General features: G+C 73.4%; 9 protein-coding genes. 4 read left to right on the top strand and 5 right to left on the bottom strand.

Annotated features, from left to right (window positions below; translation table 11 throughout):
- Positions 1 to 545: 545 nt before the first annotated feature.
- From DEJ48_RS37115 to purB, 4 genes are all read left to right on the top strand, one after another.
- Positions 546 to 4529, top strand: a complete 3984-nt coding sequence (locus DEJ48_RS37115; RefSeq protein ID WP_223832339.1) for a non-ribosomal peptide synthetase — start codon at positions 546 to 548, stop codon at positions 4527 to 4529.
- Positions 4529 to 13846, top strand: a complete 9318-nt coding sequence (locus DEJ48_RS37110; protein WP_150220499.1) for a non-ribosomal peptide synthetase — start codon at positions 4529 to 4531, stop codon at positions 13844 to 13846. The genes DEJ48_RS37115 and DEJ48_RS37110 overlap by 1 nt, the downstream gene beginning before the upstream one ends.
- 45 nt (positions 13847 to 13891) lie before the next feature.
- Positions 13892 to 14761, top strand: a complete 870-nt coding sequence (locus DEJ48_RS37105; protein ID WP_150220498.1) for a TauD/TfdA dioxygenase family protein — start codon at positions 13892 to 13894, stop codon at positions 14759 to 14761.
- 96 nt (positions 14762 to 14857) lie between these two features.
- Positions 14858 to 16300: an adenylosuccinate lyase gene (gene purB / locus DEJ48_RS37100; RefSeq protein ID WP_150220497.1), complete on the top strand. Its 1443-nt coding sequence runs from the start codon at positions 14858 to 14860 to the stop codon at positions 16298 to 16300.
- Positions 16301 to 16369: 69 nt separating this feature from the next.
- On the opposite strand, the gene DEJ48_RS37095 is transcribed toward purB, so the two are convergent.
- The 5 genes from DEJ48_RS37095 to DEJ48_RS37075 all read right to left on the bottom strand — a co-directional run bounded on the left by DEJ48_RS37095 (position 16370) and on the right by DEJ48_RS37075 (position 21526).
- A complete protein-coding gene (locus tag DEJ48_RS37095) occupies positions 16370 to 17206 on the bottom strand; it encodes a SigB/SigF/SigG family RNA polymerase sigma factor (RefSeq protein WP_150220496.1) in 837 nt (278 codons plus the stop codon).
- 385 nt (positions 17207 to 17591) lie between these two features.
- Complete coding sequence (locus tag DEJ48_RS37090) at positions 17592 to 18257, bottom strand: HAD family hydrolase (RefSeq protein ID WP_150220495.1); 666 nt, start codon at positions 18255 to 18257, stop codon at positions 17592 to 17594.
- An 83-nt stretch (positions 18258 to 18340) separates the two neighbouring features.
- Positions 18341 to 19582 (bottom strand): cytochrome P450, encoded by a 1242-nt coding sequence (locus tag DEJ48_RS37085; RefSeq protein WP_150220494.1) that lies wholly within the window; start codon positions 19580 to 19582, stop codon positions 18341 to 18343.
- Positions 19583 to 19720: 138 nt separating this feature from the next.
- Positions 19721 to 21097, bottom strand: coding sequence for a diaminopimelate decarboxylase (gene lysA / locus DEJ48_RS37080; protein ID WP_150220493.1), 1377 nt, complete (start codon positions 21095 to 21097; stop codon positions 19721 to 19723).
- A 30-nt stretch (positions 21098 to 21127) separates the two neighbouring features.
- Positions 21128 to 21526 carry an SAV_915 family protein gene (locus DEJ48_RS37075; protein WP_150220492.1) on the bottom strand — a complete coding sequence of 133 codons (399 nt, stop codon included), beginning with the start codon at positions 21524 to 21526 and terminating at the stop codon, positions 21128 to 21130.
- Positions 21527 to 21683 lie beyond the last annotated feature (157 nt).

The raw sequence follows: 21683 nt of genomic DNA, 5'->3' as shown, positions 1-21683 counted from the left end.
TACGGGCTATGTCGTCGGCCGCGGCCACAGGATAACGCCTGGCCGGGAGGCGCCCCCGTCCGGGACGTCACGCATGCCAGAGTCTTGGTGGAGCGTCGACGGCCAACGGGCGGACGGCCAACGGGGGAAGCCAAGAGGACCGGTCCTCGAACGCTCCTCCATGCCCGGACCATGTGGCATCACGCCACGCGAGGGTCGAGCGCGTCGCCCGTCCGGAGCGGGATGCGCGGCGTCCGTGCCCGAAGGGTCGTCCTCGATGCCCGGGTTGCTGTCCGGAGTGCCCAAACGGGCACCAATCGGGCCTCAGGCGCCCGTTGACACAGGGAAGAAGCGGGGCGAATGATGGTGGCTGGCCGGACCCCCTGACCCTCTGACCAGGCCTGACGATGGCTCGCGATGCGATGCGCTGCGATTGTGCCCGCGCCGCACGCGCCGCACGCGCCGTTCCCCTCCTCCACCTCACCAGCCTCACCCGCCCCGCGGCGACGCCGCGCCCGGGCTCTCGTCGGCATCGATCGTTCACCTCACGGCAGAAGGACCGCTCCTTGACGGCGATACGCACCCCCCACCCCGTGTCCTCCTTCGGTCAGCAGCGTCTGTGGGCGCTGGCGCAGGCCGAGGGCTCCAACGCCGCGTACAACGAGCAGTTGGCCTACCTCATCGAGGGAGACCTGGACCGCTCGCTGCTCGCACGCGCCCTCGACACCGTCGTCGCACGGCACGAGACGCTGCGCACCCGATTCGTGCCGGTGGAGGGCGAGGCGCGGCAGGACATCGCGCCGCCCGATGCCGGGTTCGCGCTGCGTTCGGAGGATCTGTCGGGTCGGCAGGACAGCGACGAACTGCTCATCGCCCGGCAGCGGGAGGAGTGCGAGACCCCCTTCGACCTCGGGGCAGGGCCGCTCGCCCGGGGGCAGCTCCTCACGCTCGCACCCGACCGGCACGCGCTCCTCCTGACGCTGCACCACTCCATCCACGACGGCCTGTCGGTGGGGCTCCTGCTGACCGAGGTGAGCACCGTCTACGCCGCCCTGCTGCGCGGCGAGCCGGACCCGCTGCCGCCACTGCCCGCCCAGTTCGTCGACCATGCCGCGCGCCAGCACGCGTGGGTCGGGGGCGAGGAGGCCGAAGCGCAGGCCGACTACTGGCGCGAGCAGTTGGCGGACGCCCCGGCGCTGCTCGCCCTGCCCGCCGACCGGCCGCGCCCGATGCTCCAGGACCACACCGGCGGCCGCGTCCCGGTCCGCCTCTCCCCCGCGCTCACCGAGACGTTGGAGAGCGCCGCACGGGCGCAGGACGGCACGTTGTTCACCGCCGTCCTCACGGGCTGGCACGTGCTTCTGAGCCTGCTCTCCGGGGAGGCGGACACGGTCGTCGGCATTCCGGTCGCGGGGCGGCGCCGGCCGGAGGACGAGCGCCTGATCGGATTCTTCTCCAACTCCCTCGCGATACGCGCCGATCTGTCCGGCGATCCGACGGGCACCGAGGCGCTCGGGCGGGTGCGCGCGGTGCTGCGCGAGGCGCTCGACCACCAGGAGCTGCCCTTCGAGCGGGTGGTGAACGCGGTGAACCCGCATCGCAGCCTCTCCCACAGCCCGCTGTTCCAGACGATGTTCGCCTGGGGCATCACCTTCCGCGGCTGGCTCCGGCTTCCCGGGGTCCGGGTCGAGACCCTCGACATCCCGCACGCCCCCGCGAAGTTCGACCTCACGCTGATCCTGCACCGGGAGGACGGCGGCGTCGTCGGGCATCTCGACTACGCCCGCGCCCTGTTCGACCACGACACGGTCGAGCGGTTCGTCCGCTACTTCACGCGCGTGCTGGAGCAGCTGGTCATGGAACCCGAACGCGAGATCACCGCGTACGAGCTGCTCGACCACGACGAACGCGCCGCGCTGCTCGCCGAGGGGCGCGGGCGGGTCACGTCGGGTCCTGTCGTCGGGCCCGTCGAGCGGTTCGCCGAACAGGTGCGTCTGCGGCCCGACGAACCGGCGCTGGTCAGCGGCGGTACGCGACTGACGTACGCCGAACTGGACCGGCGGGCCAACCGTCTCGCGCACGCCCTGCTCGCCCGGGGCGTACGGCCCGGACAGGTCGTCGGCCTGCACTGCGGGCGTACGGCGGAGTTCGTCGTCGGCATGTGGGGCGTCCTGAAGGCCGGCGCCGCATATCTGCCGCTGGACGCCGGACAGCCCCACGGCCGGCTCCGGGCGATCGTCGAGGAGGCCGCGCCCGCCCTGGTGCTCGGCGACGTGGCGGACCCGCCGGGCGACTGGGCGCAGTTGACCGAGGTGGAGGCCGAGGGCGGACGCGACGACGCGCCCGCGCGGCTGCCCACGCCGTCGCAGCTCGCGTACGTCATCTACACGTCCGGGTCGACCGGCCGCCCGAAGGGCGTGGCCGCGACCCACGGCAACATCGCCAACCTGCTGGAGAACTGGCTCCACGCCTACGGAGCCCTGCCCGGCGAGCCGTCCTCCGCGTGGGCCAGCTTCGGCTTCGACGCGTCCGTGCACGAACTGTTCCTGCCGCCGACCACCGGTGGCGTACTGCATCTCGTGCCCGAGGAACGCCGGGGCGACCCCGAGGCGCTGCTCGACTGGATGCGGGAGCACCGGATCGCGCACGCGTGGCTGCCCGCCTCGTACATCTCCTGGATCGACGAGGATCCGGGCGCACGCCTCGAAGGCCTGTCGCTGCGTCAGCTGGCGACGGGCGCCGAACCGTTGCCGGAGCGTGCGCTGTGGCGGCTCTGCGAGGCACTCCCCGGTCTGCGCGTCTGCTACGTCTACGGGCCGACCGAGACCACCGTCTACAGCATCACCCACAACGACCCGGGGGACCTGGACCGCCGCTCCCCCATCGGACGGCCGGTCGACAACACCCGGATCTACCTCCTCGACCGGCGCCGTGAACCGGTGCCTCCCGGGGTCGTCGGAGAGCTGTACGTCGGCGGGGCCGGCGTCACCCAGGGATACCTCAACCGGCCCGACCTGACCGAGGAGCGCTTCCTGGCGGACCCGTTCGTACCGGGCGAGCGGGTCTACCGCACGGGCGACCTGGCACGCCGACTGCATGACGGGTCCTACGAGTTCGTGGGGCGCGCCGACGACCAGGTCAAGCTGCGCGGGTTCCGCATCGAGCCCGGCGAGGTCGCGGCGGCGCTGCGGGAGCTGCCCGGCGTCCAGGAGGCGGCCGTCCTCGCCGACCGGGACGAGGCCGGGGAGCTGTGTCTGGTCGCGGGCATCGGCCGGGGTGACGCCCCCGAGTCCACCCCCACTCAGTGGCGCGCCGCGCTCGCCGAGCGGCTGCCCGAGTACATGATTCCGTCGCTCTTCGCCGAGTTCCCGCGGCTGCCGCTGAACCGCAGCGGAAAGCTCGACCGCGGGGAAGTCCTCGGACGTGCCCGCGCGTCGCGGTCCGACCAGGTCAACACCCTGGCGCCGCGCGACCGGCTCGAAATGGCGCTGTACCGCATCTGGCGCCGGGTACTGCTGCACCGCGACATCGGCATCACCGACGACTTCTTCGCCGTGGGCGGCACCTCACTGTCCGCGATCAAGGTGGCGCACCTGATCCGGGAGGAGTTCGGCCGGACGCTGCCGACCCGCGACGTCCTGCAGTACCCGACCATCGAGCGGCTGGCCGCGCGGCTGCGCGGGCAGACGCCGGTGACGCCCGACAACGGGCTCGTCGAGATCAGGGCGGGCGGGGGCGGACGCCGGGTGGTCTGCGTCCACCCGGCGGGTGGCACCGCCTTCTGCTATCTCCCGCTGGCGGGCGCCCTGCCCGACGGCATCCACGTGCAGGGGATCCAGGCCCGCGGCATCGACCCCGGCGAGGAGCCGCTGCGGTCGGTGGAGGAGATGGCGGAGCACTACCTGACGCTGCTGCGACCCGAGCCGGACGAATCCCTGGTGATCCTCGGTCTCTCCTTCGGAGGTCTCGTCGCGCACGAGATGGGGCGGCGGCTCGCGGACGCCGGGCACCGCGAGGTGTCCGTGGTGCTGCTCGACACGCACGGGACGGACGACCCGGCGGAGCGGCAGCGGTTCGCGCCGGTCGACGCCGCCGAGTTCCGCGACAAGCTGGTCCGTTTCAACGGCATGTACCCAGGGATCGACGACGCGCAGGTCGACCGGTACTTCCGCATCTACAACCTCAACCGTGAGGCCGCCGGCGACTACGTGCCGGGGCCCTCGAAGGCTCCGCTGCTCCTCGTGCAGGCCGCGGAGGCAGAGGTGGCGGACGGCTCCGACCCCGAGGCCGCCGGCGAGGCACTGCGGCGGTTCTGGCTCGACCGTGCCGGTGCGGGACTCACCGTGGAGGTCGTCGACGGCGGCCACTGGGACGTCCTGGAGGGCGAGCGGATCCCGCTGATCGCCGGCCTGGTCGCGGAGCGGCTCGACCGGCCCGCGCCGCCCGCCGCCACCTCGACGGAGCCTGCCCCTACGGGCACCCGCACCTCTGCGACTGCACCGACTGCACCGACTGCACCGACTGCACCGACTGCACCGACCGAGGACTGATGCACACCTCATCCCGTTCCGCCGGCCTGGCCCGCGCGGTGTACGAACAGAGCCTGCGCACCCCCACGGCCCCCGCAGTCGTCGACGGCGACCGCACCCTGAGCCACACCGCGGTGGACGCATCCGCCGCCACCGTCGCGGCCGGGCTGCGGGCCCACGGGATCGGCCCCGGCGACGCCGTCGCCGTCGGCCTCCCCCGATCGTGGCAGCTCGTCTGCGTCATGCTGGGCGTGCTCCGGCTCGGTGCCCGTGTCGTCCCCGCCGACCGGCTGAGCCCCGCCGACCGCCTCGGGCACATCCTCGACGACTCCGGTGCCCGGCTCCTCGTGCACGACGACGCGTTACGGCACGGCCTGCCGGACGGGGTCACCCCCGTCCCGGCGGACGCGCTGCTCGACGCGCCGGTGGACACGGCGGACGGTCCGCCGCCCGCCGACCCCGCGCCGGCCTCCTTCACCTTCTACACGTCGGGCACCACCGGGCGCCCCAAGGGTGTGGAGGTGCGCGACGCGGGAATCCTGCGCCTGGCCGACCCGGCGTTCCTCCCGGACTCGCAGGGCGCCCGCTTCGCCTGCCTGTCGAACCCCGCCTTCGACGCGCTGAGCTTCGAGGTGTGGGTACCGCTGCTGACCGGAGGCTGCTGCGTCATCCTCGCCGACGAGGACGTGCAGTCCCCCGATCGGCTGGCCGCGGTGCTCCGGCGGGAGCGCGTCCACACCGCCTTCGTCACCACGGCCCTGTTCAACGCCGTGGTGGACACGGAGCCCAGCTGCTTCTCCGGGCTCACCGAGCTGCTGGTCGGCGGCGAGCAGCTCAACGCGCCGCTCATCCGGCACTGGTACCGGCACAACGCCGCTCCCGGCAGCCGCACCCGGCTCCACAACGTCTACGGCCCCACCGAGTGCACGACGTTCGCGCTGCACCACCCGGTCCCCCGGGACTTCGACGGCTCCGTCGTGCCCCTGGGCCGGGCCCTGCCCGAGACCGGCATGGCGTTGGTCGCGCCGGGCACCATCCGGCCGGCCGCACCCGGTGAGGACGCCGAACTGCTCCTGTCCGGTGCCGGGGTGGCGGCCGGGTACCGCAACCTGCCCGAGGAGACCGACCGCCGTTTCGTGACGCTGCCCGGCGACGACGGCACGCGCACCACGTACTACCGCACCGGCGACCTGGTGCGGCGCTCGGCCGACGGCGACCTGACGTACGTCGGCCGCGCCGACCGGCAGGTCAAGGTGCGGGGGTTCCGCATCGAGCCCGGGGAGGTGGAGCGGCACATCGCCGAGCACCCCTCCGTGCGGCAGGTGTACGTGTGCGCCCACCGGGACGGGCGGGGCGGCCCGGCGGAGCTGCTCGCCTACCTCGTCGCCGAACAAGGCCTGACCTGGGCTGAGTTCGAGGGTCACCTGGCGGCGGGGCTGCCCGGTTACATGCGCCCGCACCACCTGCACCGCGTCCCCGCTCTCCCGCTCACCGCCAACGGAAAGGTCGACGAGGCGGTGCTCCGCGCGAGCGCCGGCGCACCATGGCGCCCCGAGGCCGCGAGCCAACCGGCAGCCACCGCCCCGGGGCACGCCGACGAACCGCTGCGCGTCGTCCTCGACCTCGCGGGCGAGATCCTGGGCGTGCCGGAGCCGCGTCCCGAGGACCGGTGGATCGCGTGCGGCGGCGACTCGCTGAAGGCGCTGCGACTGCGCCACGAGATCCGGCGCCGCCTGCACTGCGAGGTCACCGCGCACCGCGTGCTCCACGGCGACCTCGCCGATGTCGCCGCCGCCGTCCGCGAAGCCCTGGCCGACAGCGCGCCCGCGCTTCCGCAAGCCACCGCGGCCGGAGCCCTGTCCGGGCCCGCGACCGGCGAACAGGAACGTCTCTGGTTCCTGCGGCAGCGGTCCCCGGACTCCCGGGCCTACGACGTACGGCTGGCCTTCGCCGTATCGGGGCCGGTGCGCCAGGACGCCCTGCGGACGGCTCTCGCCGCTCTGGTCGCACGTCATCCGGCACTGCGGACGGGTTTCGCGGCGACGGCCGAGGGGCTGCGGCAGCGGATGGGCGAGCCGTACGACCCGTGGACGACCGCCTCCGAAGACGCAGACGGAGACGGAGACGGTGACAGTGACGGGAGGCACGATCCTGAGGACGCCTTCTTCTCCGTACCGTTCGACCTCGCGGTGCCCAGGATGCTGCGCGCATGCTGGCTGCCGTCGGGGGGCGGCGGCACGCTGCTGCTGCACCTGCACCACATCGCCGTGGACGGCTGGTCGGTGAACGTGCTGCTGCGCGACCTGTCCGCCGGGTACGCGGCGGCCGTCGAGGGTGCTCCGGTGCTGACCGGCTCCGCCGGGGCGCCCACACCGCTCGACTTCGCCGACTGGCAGCGCAGTTGGCACGCGAGTGAGGCGTACGCGACACAGCGGGAGGAGCTGTCGGCTGTGTACGCCGACGACTCCCCGGGTCCCCGAGCGACGGCGCAGCCGCTTCCGCTGCCCCGGTCCGGGCGCGGCCCGGCGGGACGGTTGCTCCTGGACCCGCTGGACGCGGGCGGCCGGGCGGCGCTGGACCGGCTCTGCGGCGAACTCGGTCTGACGCGGTTCGAGTTGCTGGCCGGTGTCTACGCCTGGGCGCTGTACGGCGTGACCGGCCTGACCGGGCTGCGCGTCGCCGCGCCGGTCGCCCACCGGCCCGTGCGGGAGTTCGCGGACAGCGTCGGCATGTTCGCCAACACCGTGCTGCTCCCGCTGTCCGTGGACCCGCGGGCGGCCGTGCGGGACGAGGTGATGCGGACCGCGGCCGTCGTACGTGCGTTGCTGGCGCATCAAGACGTGGCGCTCACGGACGCCCTGGCCGCCCGCTCGCACACCGCCGCGGACGACTCGCCGTTCGACTTCCTCCTCGTACTGGAGAACACCGACTACGACTCCCTCGCGCTGCCCGGCTGTGCCGCGCGCCCGCTGTGGCCGGTGCCCGCGGAGGCCAAGTGCGCGGTGACCCTGACGGTCGTCGAGCGCCCCGAGGGGCTGGAGTGCCTCTGGGAGTACGCCGACGACCGCCTCGACGCCGAGCGGGCGGCCGCCCTCGCCCGCCTCTTCCGCGAGGGTCTCGCCGCGCTGTCCGCGAACCCCGGCACCACACCGGCTGAGCTGGTCGCGCCCTACCGCGACACGCTTCCCGAGCCCGGCCGGGGCGCGCCCGCGGAACCGCCGTGGACCACGGTCGCCGAGGGCTTCGCACACCAGGCGGCCCGGACCCCGGCCGCGCCGGCCCTGCGCACCGCGACGGGCACCGTCGACTACGCGACGCTCGACCGGTACGCGGCCGCCCTCGCCACGGAACTGACCACGACGCTGCGGCTGCCGGATGCGTACGAACAGGGCCACGTCGCGCTGTTCCTCCCACCGTCCGTCGAGCACGTGGTGGCGCTCCTCGCACTGGCCCGGCTGAACCTGACGGCGGTGCCGCTCGACCCGTCCTACCCGCCCGCGCTCCTGCGGCAGGTGCTGGAACAGACCGCACCGCTGTGCGTCCTCCTCCCACCGGGGGGTGGTGCGGCGTTCGACGGGCTGGCAGCCGGTGACGTACCGCGCATGCAGGTCGAGCTGTCCGAGACGGACACGGCGGCCGACGGCGCCGGACCGCTGCTCCCTGCGCACCGGGCCACGCGCCCGCTGTACACCCTCTTCACCTCCGGCTCGACCGGCCGGCCCAAGGGCGTGCGGGTCTTCGACCGTACGTTGAGCAATCTGCTGCACTGGCAGTCGGGCCCCGGCGGTCTCGGCACGCCCGCGCTGACCCAGCAGTTCTCCATGCTCTCCTTCGACGTCTCCTTCCAGGAGGTCTTCGGCACCCTGTGCACCGGCGGCTGCCTGCGGCTCATCGACCCCGCCCTGCGGCGGAACGTCCCCGCGCTGCTCGACCAGATGGAGTCGGAGGGCATCGAGCGGCTCTTCCTGCCGTATGTGGCACTGCAGTTGCTCGCCGAGCACGCCGTGCACCTGGGCCGCCACCCGTCCCGGCTGCGCGAAGTGATCACCGCGGGCGAGCAGCTGGTCTGCACGGAGGCCGTCCGCAGGTGGTTCGCCGGCATGCCCGGCTCACGGCTGTTCAACCACTACGGGCCGACCGAGACGCACGTCGTCAGTGGCCTCTGCCTGGACGGCGATCCGGCCGACTGGCCGGACCGGCCCGCGATCGGGCACGCGGTGTCCGGCGCGGTGCTGCGCGTCGTCGACGAGGCGGACCTGCCGGTGCCGCCCGGCGGTGTCGGCGAGCTGCTCATCGGCGGTGTGACGGACGAGCCCTGCTATCTGGGCGAGACCCCGTTGAACGAGGAGCGGTTCGTCCGGCTGCCCGGCGACGGACTGTTCTACCGCAGCGGCGATCGCGCACGGTTCGATCACGACGGGCTGCTGCACTGCCTCGGCCGCGCGGACGACCAGATCAAACTCAGCGGCCACCGCCTGGAGCCGGGGCAGGTCGAGGCGGCGCTGCTGCGGCACGAAGCCGTCGTCGGGGCCGTCGTCGGCGTCGACGGGGCCTCGCTCGTCGCCTGCCTGGAGTGCCGGGGCACCGCGCCGACGCCCGCGGAGTTGCGGACGCATCTGGCCGGGCTGCTCCCCGGGCACATCCGGGTCGAGCGTTTCCGCGTCATGGAGCGGCTGCCGCGCACCCCGAGCGGCAAGCTCGACCGGGAGGCCGCGCTCGGTGCGCCGGGCCGGGATCCGGCGGGCACCACCGGCCGGGGCACCCGGGCTCCGTCCGCCAGGGAGGCGCACCTGGTCGCTGTGTTCGAGGAAGTCACCGGTCTGCCCATCGCACCCGACCAGACCTACTTCGAGGCGGGTGCGTCCAGTCTCGGCCTGATGCGTTTCCACCTGCGCTGCACGGCGGGGCTCGGGCTCCGCTTCACCGTGGCCGATCTCTTCGAGCACGTGACGCCCAGGGAGTTGGCGGGGTTCCTCGACCGCTCGGAGCCGGGGCCGGCCGCGGTGCCCGCAGCCGCTCCACCGGTGGCGGACGACCGCGTCGCCGTCGTCGGGCTGGCCGTCCGCGCGCCCGGCGCACCGGACCTCGCGGCCTTCTGGGACCTGGTCGTCGCCGGGCGCAGCGGCATCGAGCACTTCGACGCGGCGGACGGCCTGGTCGGGGCGCGCAGTCAGCTGGACGGAATGCTGGACTTCGACCCCGCGCGGTTCGGCATCAGCCGTCAGGAAGCACGGCTGATGGATCCGCAGCAGCGCCAACTGCTCATGACCTGCGTCGAGGCGCTCGCCCACGCGGGCATCGCCGACCCCGGCGCGGCGCGGACCGGCCTGGTCGCGGGAGCAGGTGAGAACACCTACTTCCGGGCGATGCTCCGCGACACCGATCCCGCCGCGCTGCCCGACGACTTCCAGCTGGCCCTCCACCACGAGAAGGACTTCCTCGCCACCAAGGTCGCCTTCCACCTCGGGCTCAGCGGTCCGGCGTTCGCCGGGCAGACCGCGTGCTCCAGTTCACTGGTCGCCGTGCACCTGGCCGCGTCGCTGCTGCGCCTGGGCGACGCGGACGTGATGCTCGCGGGCGGCGTACTCGTCGACGCGGAGCTCACGGACGGCTACCGGTACCGCCCGCAGCACATCTTCTCCGCCGACGGCCACTGCCGGCCCTTCAGCGACGACGCGGGCGGCACCGTCGGGGGCAGCGGCGCCGGGGTGCTCGTGCTCAAGACGCTGGCCCGCGCCCGGCGCGACGGCGACACCGTCTACGCGGTGATCAGTGGCTCCGCGGTGAACAACGACGGCGCGGCCAAGCTCAGTTACAGCGCGCCGTCCCTGGCCGGGCAGCGCGAGGTGATCCGCAGCGCCCTCGCGCGCAGCGGTCGTACGGGGGCCGACGTGGCGTACGTCGAGGCCCACGGCACCGGTACGCGGCTCGGCGACCCGGTGGAGGCCGGAGCCCTGCGTCAGGCTCTCGGCGTGGCCGAGCCGGACCGCTGCGCGCTCAGCTCCGTGAAGAGCCAGATCGGCCACCTGGGCGCGGCCGCCGGCGTCGTGGGTCTGATCAGGGCGGTGCTCGCCGTCCACCACGGCCGGATTCCGCCCACCCGCGACTTCCGCGCGCTCAACCCGGAGATCGGCCCCGACCCCGCGCCGTTCTACGTACCGACACAGGTGCTTCCCTGGCCCGAGGGCCGGGAGCGGGTCGCCGCGGTGAGCAGCTTCGGCATCGGCGGCACCAACGCGCACGTGATCGTGGAAGCCGCCGCCCCGTCGACGCACCCGGCTCCGCGGGAGGCCGCGGACTCCGAGGTCGTGCCGCTCGTCGTGCTGTCCGGGGTGAGCGAGGCCCAGCTCGCCGCGGACGCCGAGCGCGTCGCCGCCCACCTCACCGACCGTCCCGACCGCTATGCGCGCACGCTGCGGCACCTGCAAGCGGGCCGCCCGCAGGGGTCACTGCGGGCCGCCGCCGTCTGCCACGATGCGGCCGCCGCCGTCGCCTGGCTGCGCACGGCGGCCGCGACCGCGACACGCCCCGAGCCCGTTCCCGGACCCGCCCTGGAGACCCGGGGCCGCCCGGCGGCGGACCTGGCCGCCCACTGGCTCACGGGCCGCACGCTCGCCTGGCCCGACGGCCCGGCTCAACCGCCGTGGGACTTCCCGGCCCCGGCCTTCGACCTCGCCCCCTACGACTGCCGCCGTGCGGAACCCCGACTTCCGGCGCCGCGGTCGGCAGATGCGAAGGCCACGCCCGACACCGTGGCGATACCGGCCCGGCTGCCCGAGACGGAGTGGCTGCACCAGCCGCAGTGGACCCGGCTGCGACGGGCCGCGACGGGCGCTCCGGAGCCGTGCGCACGGACGATGGTCGTCGTGGCCGACGGGCCGGCGGACGGCCCGGCCCCGCTCGCGCTCGCCTCGGGCCACCGCCGCGTGGTGTGGGTCCGGGCGGCCGAACACTTCGCCCGCCCGGAGCCCGACCGTTTCGAGGCGGACCCGGCCGACCCCGGGCAGCTGCGGCGCATCCTGCACGCGCTGGCCGAGGAAGGCCGTGCGGAGGTCGACTGGCTGCATACGCTGCCGCTCGGCATCGACGGGCCGCTCGGCGACAAGGCGCTCGACCGGGCGGTCTGGGCCTGCCTCGATACACCTGCCGCCGTGGTCCAGGCCCTCCGGACGGCACCGCCGGAGCTGACCGTGCGTCCGTGGTGGCTGTCGTGCGGGGCCCGTCCGGTGCTCGGCGCGGTCACCCGCCCGGAGGGGGCGCTGCTCGCCGGTGTCACCGAGGTCGCGCCGCAGGAAGGTGGCCCCGACGGACACTGGGTGGACGTCGAGGCCCCGGACGACTGGGCTCCGCAGGTGTCCGCGCTGCTGTCCGCGTCGGCCGCCGCGTCACCGCCGCGTCACCTCACGCTGCGCGACGGCTTCTGGTGGGAGCAGGTGACACTGCCCGTACGGGCGGGAGATCCGGACAGCGTGACGGCCCGCCCCATGAACGGCGACCACGTCGTCCTCGGCGGCACCGGAGGCATCGGCACCGCCCTCGCCACCTGGCTGCTCGAACACACCGGGGGACGTGTACTGCTGCTGTCCCGCAACCCCCGGCTGCCCGCGGAGCTGACCCCCTGGACGGACCGCGTCGACCTGGTCGAGGCGGATCTCGCCGTCACACCGCCGAAGGACGTGGCCGCCCTGATCGCCGCCCGCACGACGGCGCTTGCCTGCGTGGTGCACGCCGTCGGGGTGCCTGCGGGCGGCCTGTTGTCCCGTCGCGAGCCGGGCCGCGCGCACACGGCGCACACCGCCAAGGCGCGCGGCGCGCTGGTGGTGGAACTCCTCGTCGAACAGTTCAGGCCGGACGTCGCGGTCTACTGCTCGTCCATGTCGGCACAGTTCGGAGGCGTCGGCCAGTACGACTACGCGGCGGGCAACGCCCTGCTCGACGCATTCGCCCAATACGACGGTGACGGGACAGACAGGACGGACGAGACGGACGGCGCGGGCGGGACCGCGCGGATCGGTATCGGCTGGGACGTGTGGAGCGAGGCCGGCATGGCGTTGCGCGCGCCGCGCGGCGACAGCAGGCACCAGGCGCACCTCGGGGTCGGACTGACCGTGGCGGAGGGGCTGCGCACATTCGCGCGGGCGCTCGAACTCCGGCTGCCGCACGTGTTCGTGTCCACCACCGACCTGGAGCAGTCGCGCGTCTTCTACGCGGGACCGGCGCCCGGCACGCCCCGTCCACCACGTCAGGAGACCGCACCGACCGAGAGGCCGGGCGAGCTGCTGGCCGACTGGGCGCGGGCCGCCCTGGACATCGAAGACCTCGCCCCGGACACGTCGCTGTACGACCTCGGCGCCGACTCACTCACCCTCCTGGACCTGATCGAGAAGATCGACCAGCGCTTCGGCGTGGAGCTGGACCTCGCCTCCCTGAGCCACCGGGCCAGCATCGCCGAGATCGAGGCCCTGCTGGCCGAGGAGCGGGGCGAGCCGTCGAGCCGAGGCGGTACCGCGGACACGTACCCCGACATGCACGCCGCCGCTGTCCGCGCCGACGACCGCCACACCGACGAGGTCGCGGTGGAGGTGTGGCAGGAGGGCACTGGCAACGATGTCGTGTGCCTCGTGCACCCGGTCGGCGGCGACATCCAGTCCTACCGTGCGCTGGTGGCCGCCCTCGGTCCGGTTCCGACCGTCGCCCTGATCGCCGACCCCGGCCTGCGGCAGAACGCCCCGGCCGGATCCTCGGGATGGACGCTGCGCGAACGCGCCCGCCGTTACGCGTCGGCCGTGAGGGCCCGCTTCCCCGAGAGCACGTGGTGCCTGCACCTGGCGGGCTGGTCCTTCGGGGCGTGGGTCGCCGCGGAGATGGCGGCCGTGGCCGAGACCGCCGGGCGGCCGGCCGGCTCGCTGCACCTGGTCGACCCGCCGCCGCCCGGCAGCGGCCCGGTCTTCGAGGCGTACGACGACACACAGTTGAGCGCGGTGTTCGCCGCCGAGCTCGGTGTCGCAGGTGACGGCCGGGCCGGGCAGCAGGCCCGCGCGTACGCCGACCGGCTCGCCCGGTGCTGCCGGGCCAACCTGCGCAGCTTGGCCGCCCACGAGGTGCCACGGATCGACGCCACGCCCACCCGGCTCTGGCAGGCCGAGCACCCTTTCGCCGGTCTGCCGGCGCTCGGCAGCCCGGCGGAGCAGCGCGCCCGGTGGCGCTCCCACCTTCCGGACTCCACCGAGTGGGGCGTGCTGGCCACGGACCACTACGGCGTCGTACGGCAGCCGCACGCCGGAACGATCGCGGAGGCGATCAACGCCGGGATCACCACCGGCGCCCGACACACCTGATACGCCGACCCACCGACCCACACCCCACGACCCCAGGAGGACCCTGTGGAGCAGTACGAGCTTGACGCCCTCGAAGCGATCACGACCAGGCCGCCGAGGGGCTACCAGGAGATATCCGTCGCCCCGCTGACACCCGTCATCGGCGCCGAGGTCACCGGCGTGGACCTCGGCGAGCTGTCCGACGCGCAGCTGGCCGAGGTCAGGACGGCCTTCCTCGACCACCACGTCCTGGTCTTCCGCGACCAGGACATCACCGAGGAGGAGCACAAGCGGCTCGCGGGGCACTTCGGCGAGCTGCGCCCGGTGAACCCGCCGCCGCCGGAGGGCGACCCGTACGTACTGGAGATCAAGACCAGCTCGGCCGCCGCGAACGTCGCGGGGAACGCCTGGCACGCGGACGGCACCGCGGACGCCGAGCCCTCCCTCGGCTCGATGCTCTACATCACCGAGACCCCGGCGGGCGGGAGCGGCGGCGACACCCTGTTCGCCAACATGCACCTGGCCTACGAGATGCTCTCCCCCACCTGGCGCGGGCTCCTCGACGGCCTGACCGCCGTGCACGACGGCGAGCAGAGCTTCCGCGGCTACACCGTGCCGCCGAACTACGAGATCCCCGTCAACGAACACCCGCTCGTGGTCCGGCACCCCGAGACCGACCGCCCGATCCTCTACGTGAACCCGGCGTACACCTCCCGCATCCCGCAGCTGTCGGAGGACGAGAGCCGCGCGGTGCTCGACATGCTCTTCGCCCTCGTGACGAACCGCCCGCTGCTGACCTGCCGCGTCCGCTGGACCCCGAACACCCTGGTCTTCTGGGACAACCGGTGCGTGCAGCACCACGCGACGTACGACTACTATCCGCTGACCCGCTACGGTCGGCGCGTCGCGATCAACGGCGGCCCGCTCAAGGGCTGACCCTCGTTCGCCGGGCCTCCAGGTGCTCTGACCTGGAGGTTCCTACATACGCGGATGGTTCGGAGCCTGTATGGACGCCCGGTAAACTCCGTACACGTGACTGCCGCGCCCGCAAAGCCCCGTATCCCGAACGTCCTCGCCGGACGTTATGCCTCCGCCGAGCTCGCCACCCTCTGGTCGCCCGAGCAGAAGGTGAAGCTGGAGCGTCAGCTCTGGCTCGCCGTGCTGCGTGCCCAGAAGGATCTCGGGATCGAGGTTCCCGACGCCGCCATCGCCGACTACGAGCGCGTGCTCGACCAGGTCGACTTGGCCTCGATCGCCGACCGCGAGAAGGTCACGCGGCATGACGTGAAGGCCCGCATCGAGGAGTTCAACGCCCTCGCCGGGCACGAGCACGTCCACAAGGGCATGACCTCGCGCGACCTCACCGAGAACGTGGAGCAGCTGCAGATCCGGCTCTCCCTCGAGCTGATCCGCTCGCGTACCGTCGCGGTCCTCGCCCGGCTCGGCAAGCTCGCCGGTGAGTACGGCGAGCTGGTCATGGCCGGTCGCTCCCACAACGTCGCCGCGCAGGCGACGACGCTGGGCAAGCGCTTCGCGACCGGCGCCGACGAGCTGCTCGTCGCCTACCGCCGCCTGGACGAGCTGATCGGCCGCTACCCGCTGCGCGGCATCAAGGGCCCGGTGGGCACCGCCCAGGACATGCTCGACCTGCTCGGCGGCGACGCCGCGAAGCTCGCCGACCTGGAGCAGCGGATCGCCTCGCACCTGGGCTTCGAGTCGGCCTTCACCTCGGTCGGCCAGGTCTACCCGCGCTCCCTCGACTACGACGTCGTGACCGCGCTCGTGCAGGTCGCCGCCGCGCCCTCCTCCATCGCCAAGACGATCCGTCTGATGGCGGGCCACGAGCTGGTCACCGAGGGCTTCAAGCCCGGCCAGGTCGGCTCGTCCGCGATGCCGCACAAGATGAACACCCGCTCCTGCGAGCGCGTCAACGGCCTCACTGTCATCCTGCGCGGCTACGCGTCGATGACCGGTGAGCTGGCGGGCGACCAGTGGAACGAGGGCGACGTCTCGTGCTCCGTGGTTCGACGGGTCGCGCTGCCCGACGCGTTCTTCGCGCTCGACGGTCTTCTGGAGACGTTCCTGACCGTGCTCGACGAGTTCGGCGCCTTCCCGGCGGTCGTGGCCCGCGAGCTCGACCGCTACCTCCCCTTCCTCGCCACCACCAAGGTCCTGATGGCCTCGGTGCGCGCGGGCGTCGGCCGCGAGGAGGCCCACGAGGCCATCAAGGAGAACGCGGTCGCCTCCGCCCTCGCGATGCGTGAGCAGGGCGCCGAGCGCAACGAGCTGCTCGACAAGCTGGCCGCCGACTCCCGCATCCCGCTGGACCGCGCGCAGCTCGACGAACTCATGGCCGACAAGCTGTCGTTCACCGGCGCCGCGAGCGACCAGGTCACCACGGTCGTCGCACAGATCGAGGCCCTGCTCAAGGAGCACCCCGAGGCCGCGGCGTACACGCCCGGCGCGATTCTGTAGCGGCGCTCGCTCCGCACCGGCACAGCGGCCCGTCCACCGATGCGGTAGGCGGGCCGAGCTGTGTCGCGGTCAGGCCGCGCGGGCCGCCGGGCGGCCGTCGGCCTCGGCGCGTACCCGGGCGCAACTGGTGCTGATCAGGCGCGAGACGTGCATCTGCGAGATGCCGAGCTCCTCCGCTATGCGGCTCTGCGTCATGTCCTCGAAGAAGCGCAGGTAGAGGATGGTCCGCTCGCGCTCCGGCAGCTTGCGCAGGCCCCGCTTCGCCGCCTCCCGGTCGGTGACGATGTCGTACGCGGCGTCGGGCGCGCCGAGCGTGTCGGCGAGGCTGAAGCCGTCGGGGTCGGTGGACGAGATCTCGGCGTCCAGCGACAGGGCGCTGTAGCCCTCCATGGCCTGCATGCCGTCCTTCACCTCGTCCTCCGTCAGGCCCGCGTGCGCGGCGATGTCGGCGAGGGAGGGTTCGGGGCCGCTGCTGCCCGGCAGGTCGCGGAGTTCGCGCCGGGCGACACGGACCTTGTTGCGCAGGTCCTGGACGCGGCGGGGGACGCGCACGTCCCACATGCGGTCGCGGAAGTGCCTGCGCAGTTCACCGGTGATGGTGGGCACGGCGTAGCTCTCGAAGGCACCGCGGCCCGGCTCGAAACGGTTGACGGCCTTGACCAGACCCATCGCGGCGACCTGCCGCAGGTCTTCGAGGCTCTCGCCCTTGTTGCGGTAGCGGGCGGCGAGACGGTGGGCCATGGGCAGCCATGCCTCGACGATCTCCGCGCACAGGACCTCCCGCTCCGGGCCGTCGCCGAGAGCGGCGAGCCGGGCGAACTCAGCGGTGGTGTCGGGTGCGTCGTGGTGCGTGTGCCGGGCCGCGGTGCGGCGGCGAGCGGAGTATTCATTGAGGTTCGTAAGCATCGGTTCGCTCCTCAGCGATGCGCCAACAAGGACCGCGAGGAAACGGGCCACCCCGGTATCGGGCATCCACCAGGAGCAAACACACCGCTCCCCGCAAACGCGCCTCCGGTCCGAAGCACGACGTTCGCCTGCCCCTGCGTCGAACCACCAAACAGGTGTCCGCACATGGATGTGGCGAACGGCCCGTGAGCCCGACTGCGGGATTCCGCATGTGCGTTCGCGACGTCACTCGATCTGTCGGTGCCTTGCATGTACCGGCGTGCGCGGGGCACACGGGACGCGGGGTGCGCGGCGTCGGAACGGCCATCGGGCGCACGCATCGCCGACCGGCCGCATTGGGGTGCGGCCGGTCGGCCCTCCTCCCCCCGCCTTCTCGCCGGGCGGGTCACTTCTCGCCGGTGAGGACCTCACTGTCCAGGCGGCTCAGCATGTCGGCGGGGTCCGCGAACACGGCCGATGCGCCCGCCTCCTCCAGGTCGCCTCGGGGGATGCCGCCGCAGAGGAGCGCGACGCTGCGGACGCCGGCACGGGACGCCGCCTGCATGTCCCACACGGTGTCGCCGACGAACAGCGCGTCCCCCGGGGCGCATTCGGCGATCTCCAGGGCGTGGTGGACGGGGTCGGGGGCCGGTTTGCCGGCGGACACGTCGTCCGCGCTGGCGACTCCGGCGATGACGTCGTCGGCGTCGATGGCCCGGCGCAGCGCCCCGAGCTCCTCGCCGCCCGCCGAGGTCGCGAGGACGATGCGCCATCCGCGGTCGTGCAGCGCGTGGAGCAGGTCGCGGGCTCCGTTCAGCGCGGGCAGCCGGTCGAAGTACGTGCCGTACAGCGTCTTGTGCGCGGCGCTGATCTTCTCGTCCTGGTCGCGGTCGCGGTCCTCGCCGAGGAGCCGGGCGATGAGGTCGGTCGAGCCGAGGCCGATGGACCGGTGGATGTCGTGCATGGCGACCTGTTGTTCCGCTTGGCGGAACGCCTCCCACCAAGTGGTCACATGCAGGTGATTGGTGTCGGTGAGTGTTCCGTCCACGTCGAACAGCGCCGCTCGGGGCATGCCTCGCGCCTTTCCGTAGGTGTGTTCCGTGCTGGTGTTCCGTGCTCTTGTTCTGTCCCCGAGGCCGAATTCAGCCGATCGGCTCAGCGCACTCCGGTGATGACGAAGCCGCTGCGGGGCCTGGTCGGCATGCGGTGCAGGGTGATGCGCAGGTCCTGCTGGGGGACGTCGTAGTCGAGCCGGGCGAGGTGCGGGAGCAGGGTGCTCAGGACCGCGAGGGTGACGTCCTCGCCCGGGCAGCGGTGCCCCTCGGAGACCTCTCCACCGCCCTGGGGGACGAGTTCGTCGCGGCCGGGCTCGCGGCCGTCGAACCGGTCGGGGTCGAAGACGTACGGCGAGTTCCACAGCTCCGGGTCGTGGTTCTGTCCGTAGAGGTCGAGGAGGACCATCGCGCCCTCGGGGATGGGCTCGCCGTGCCACTCGATGTCGGCGGGGGCCAGACCCGCGACGAACGGCGCGAACGGGTAGAAGCGCCGCACCTCGTGGGCGAACGCACGCGCGTACCCCTCCTCCCGCGCGGCGAGGCGTTCCCGCAGGCCCGGATTGCGGTGCAGGGCGTGCGCGCCGAACACCGTGTACCAGGTGACGGCGACGGTGGGCCGGAGGATGTTGAGGATCTCCACGGCGGCCGTACGCGGATCGAGCAGCTCGCCGTCGGCGTCCCGGTGGAGGGCCACGGCGCCCACCACGGACGGCGGCCGCCCGTCCCCGTCGGACGCCTCTCCCCCGGTCGACCGGAGGTCCTCGACGAGGCGGGCGAGCCTGCCCTCCTGGCGCTGCCTGGCGCGCCGCGCCTTCCAGTGCCGGGGCCCGGCGGTGGCGAACCCGTCGACCATCGCCACCAGGTCCCGGGCGGTCCGCCGTGCCTCGTCGTCGGGGTGCTCGGGCAGCGGCACGCCCGCCCAGGTGCACACGGCCCGCGTGATCAGCAGGCTCACCTCGTCGAACAGCGTGACCTGCGAGCGGCCCGTCCACTCCTTGGCCGACCGCTCCCACTCCCGCTCGACATGGCGCGCGAGCCCGGCGACCCCTTCCGTGTCCTTGAGGACCCTCACGAAGAGCGCCTTGCGCTGCCGGTGCTCCTCCCCGTCGAGCGTGTGCACCGCGCCCTTGCCGAAGAGCGTGCTCAGCACGGGCTCGGGCAGGGCCGTGCGGCGGCGGACGTGGTCCTCGTCGTAGAAGAACCCGACGGCCGCGGGCCCGCGCAACGCGACGACCGGTTTGCCGAGCAGCCGGGTGCGGACGGGCCCCGGCCCGTTGCGGCGGCTCAGGTCGGGGAGCCACGCGTAGCCCTTGGTCAGCAGCTGCAGCGTGTTGTCCGGCATGGGTCCTCCTGGGTGGACTCCTGGGTGGCAAGGACGCAGGCCGCAGGAGTCGACGTACGGAACGGGATCCTCGTGGCCTGCCGATCACTGCTCACGGGTTCCCCGGCTCCACCTCCGCGAATCAGGGCGAAAGGTCCTCTAGAGGCCGATGTCCCGGCTCCTGAAGTCCTCCAGGGACTCCCGGCGGACCAGCAGCCGGGCGTGTCCGTCGGACACGGCGACCACGGGCGGGCGGCCGACGAGGTTGTAGCCGGACGCCATCGACAGGTGGTACGCACCGGCGACGGGGACACCGAGCAGGTCGCCGGGCCGCACGTCGCCGGGCAGCGCGACGTCCGAGGCGAGGATGTCGCCGGCCTCGCAGTGCCTGCCGACGACGGTGACCGCGGCGGGTTCGGCCGTGGAGCGGCGCCCGACGAGCCGGGGCAGGTAGCGCACGCCGTACAGGGCGGGGCGCGGGTTGTCGCTCATGCCGCCGTCGACGGCGACGAAGGTCTGCCCGCCGGTGCGCTTGACCGCGAGAACCCGGTAGAGCGCCACACCTGCGGGGCCCGCGATGGCGCGTCCGGGCTCCACGGTCAGGCGGGGCACCGGCAGGTCCGCCGCCGCGCAGCTCCCGGCCAGTTCGGCCCGCACCCTGCGGGCGAGCACGGCGATGTCGAGGGCCTCCTCGCCGGGGCGGTACGCGATGCCGTGCCCGCCTCCGAGGTCCAGTTCGGGCAGGGCGAGCCCGTGCTGGTCCTTGATGCGGGCCATCAGGCCGACCAGGCGGCGCACGGCGGCGAGGAACGGCTTCTCGGCGGTGATCTGGGAGCCGAGGTGGCAGTGCAGGCCCACGAGTTCGAGGGTCGGCTGGCCGAGGATGCGGGCGACCGCGTGCTGGGCGGAGCCGTCCGTGAGCGAGAGGCCGAACTTCTGGTCGTCGGTGCCCGTGCGGATCTTGGCGTGGCCGCCCGCGGCGATGCCGGGCACCACCCGGACCATCACCTTCTGGCGGCTGCCGGGCGGCACGGCGGCGGCGAGCCGCGCGATCTCCGAGGCGCTGTCGATGACGATCCGGCCCACACCGAGCCGGAGGGCGGCCGCCAGGTCATGTGGGCTCTTGGCGTTGCCGTGCAGCACGATGCGGTCCGCGGGGAAGCCCGTGGTGACGGCGAGTTCCAGTTCCCCCGCCGAGCACACGTCGAGTCCGAGGCCCTCCTCCTCCACCCAGTGCGCCATGGCGCGGCACAGGAACGCCTTGGCGGCGTAGAGGACGTCGGCGTCCGGGAAGGCGCGCCGGTACGTGCGGCAGCGGGCGCGGACGTCGGCCTCGTCGATGAGGTAGGCGGGAGTGCCGAAGCGCTCCGCGATGTCGGTGAGCGGGACGCCGCCGACGGTGAGGTCGCCGTGGGCGGGCCGGGTGGTGGTCGTGGGCCAGACGGACAGGTCGGTGTCGAGCGGGGCCGCGGGGGCCGGTGCCGGGAGCGGGGCGGGGGGCTGTGCCGGGAGCGGGGGAACGCGCAGTGTGGTCATGGCAGCTTCTCTCTTCGCCTTGTCTCGTCCTCAGCCGTTCCGCGTGATCAGGGCCCGCAAGGGCTCGCTCGTGCCGGTGGCACTCGGAGCGCCGACGGGACGGAGGTCCGGTTCCCGTCGGACGGTGGTGCGGGGCGGTCCGACGGGGTGGGCGGCGAGCCGGGGGTCGACGGTGACCTCGCGGACGCCGAGCGGCTCGGCGAGGGACCGGAGCGCCGGTTCGGAGAGCCTGATCCACGGCTGTCGGGGGCCGAGGGCCGCGCTCAGGAGCCGGGGAGTCGTGAAGGCGACGGCGGTGCGGCCGCCGACGGGTGTGCGGAACAGGCGGGCGACGTGGCCCGCGGGTCCCGGCCGGACGGGGACGAACAGCGGTCCGGCCGGGCCGGGTTCGCAGGGCTCGGGGTCCTCGTCGTACAGGAGCTCGGCCATGGGTTCCTCCAGGGAGACGGCAAAGGATGGCGGCAGGGAACGTGGAACGGAGACCGCGGTTCCGGTGGGAGTCCGACGGCATACGGTGACGTTATGCCCGGCACCGGGTGTCAACCGACCCTCCATGACGCGACGTTGACGCAACCGCGCCGCCCTC

This window comes from Streptomyces venezuelae, from assembly GCF_008642315.1.
In the GTDB taxonomy this organism is placed as follows: Bacteria; Actinomycetota; Actinomycetes; order Streptomycetales; family Streptomycetaceae; genus Streptomyces; species Streptomyces venezuelae_D.
Note: the sequence above shows the minus strand (reverse complement) of the source record. Positions and strands in the feature narration are given on the sequence as shown.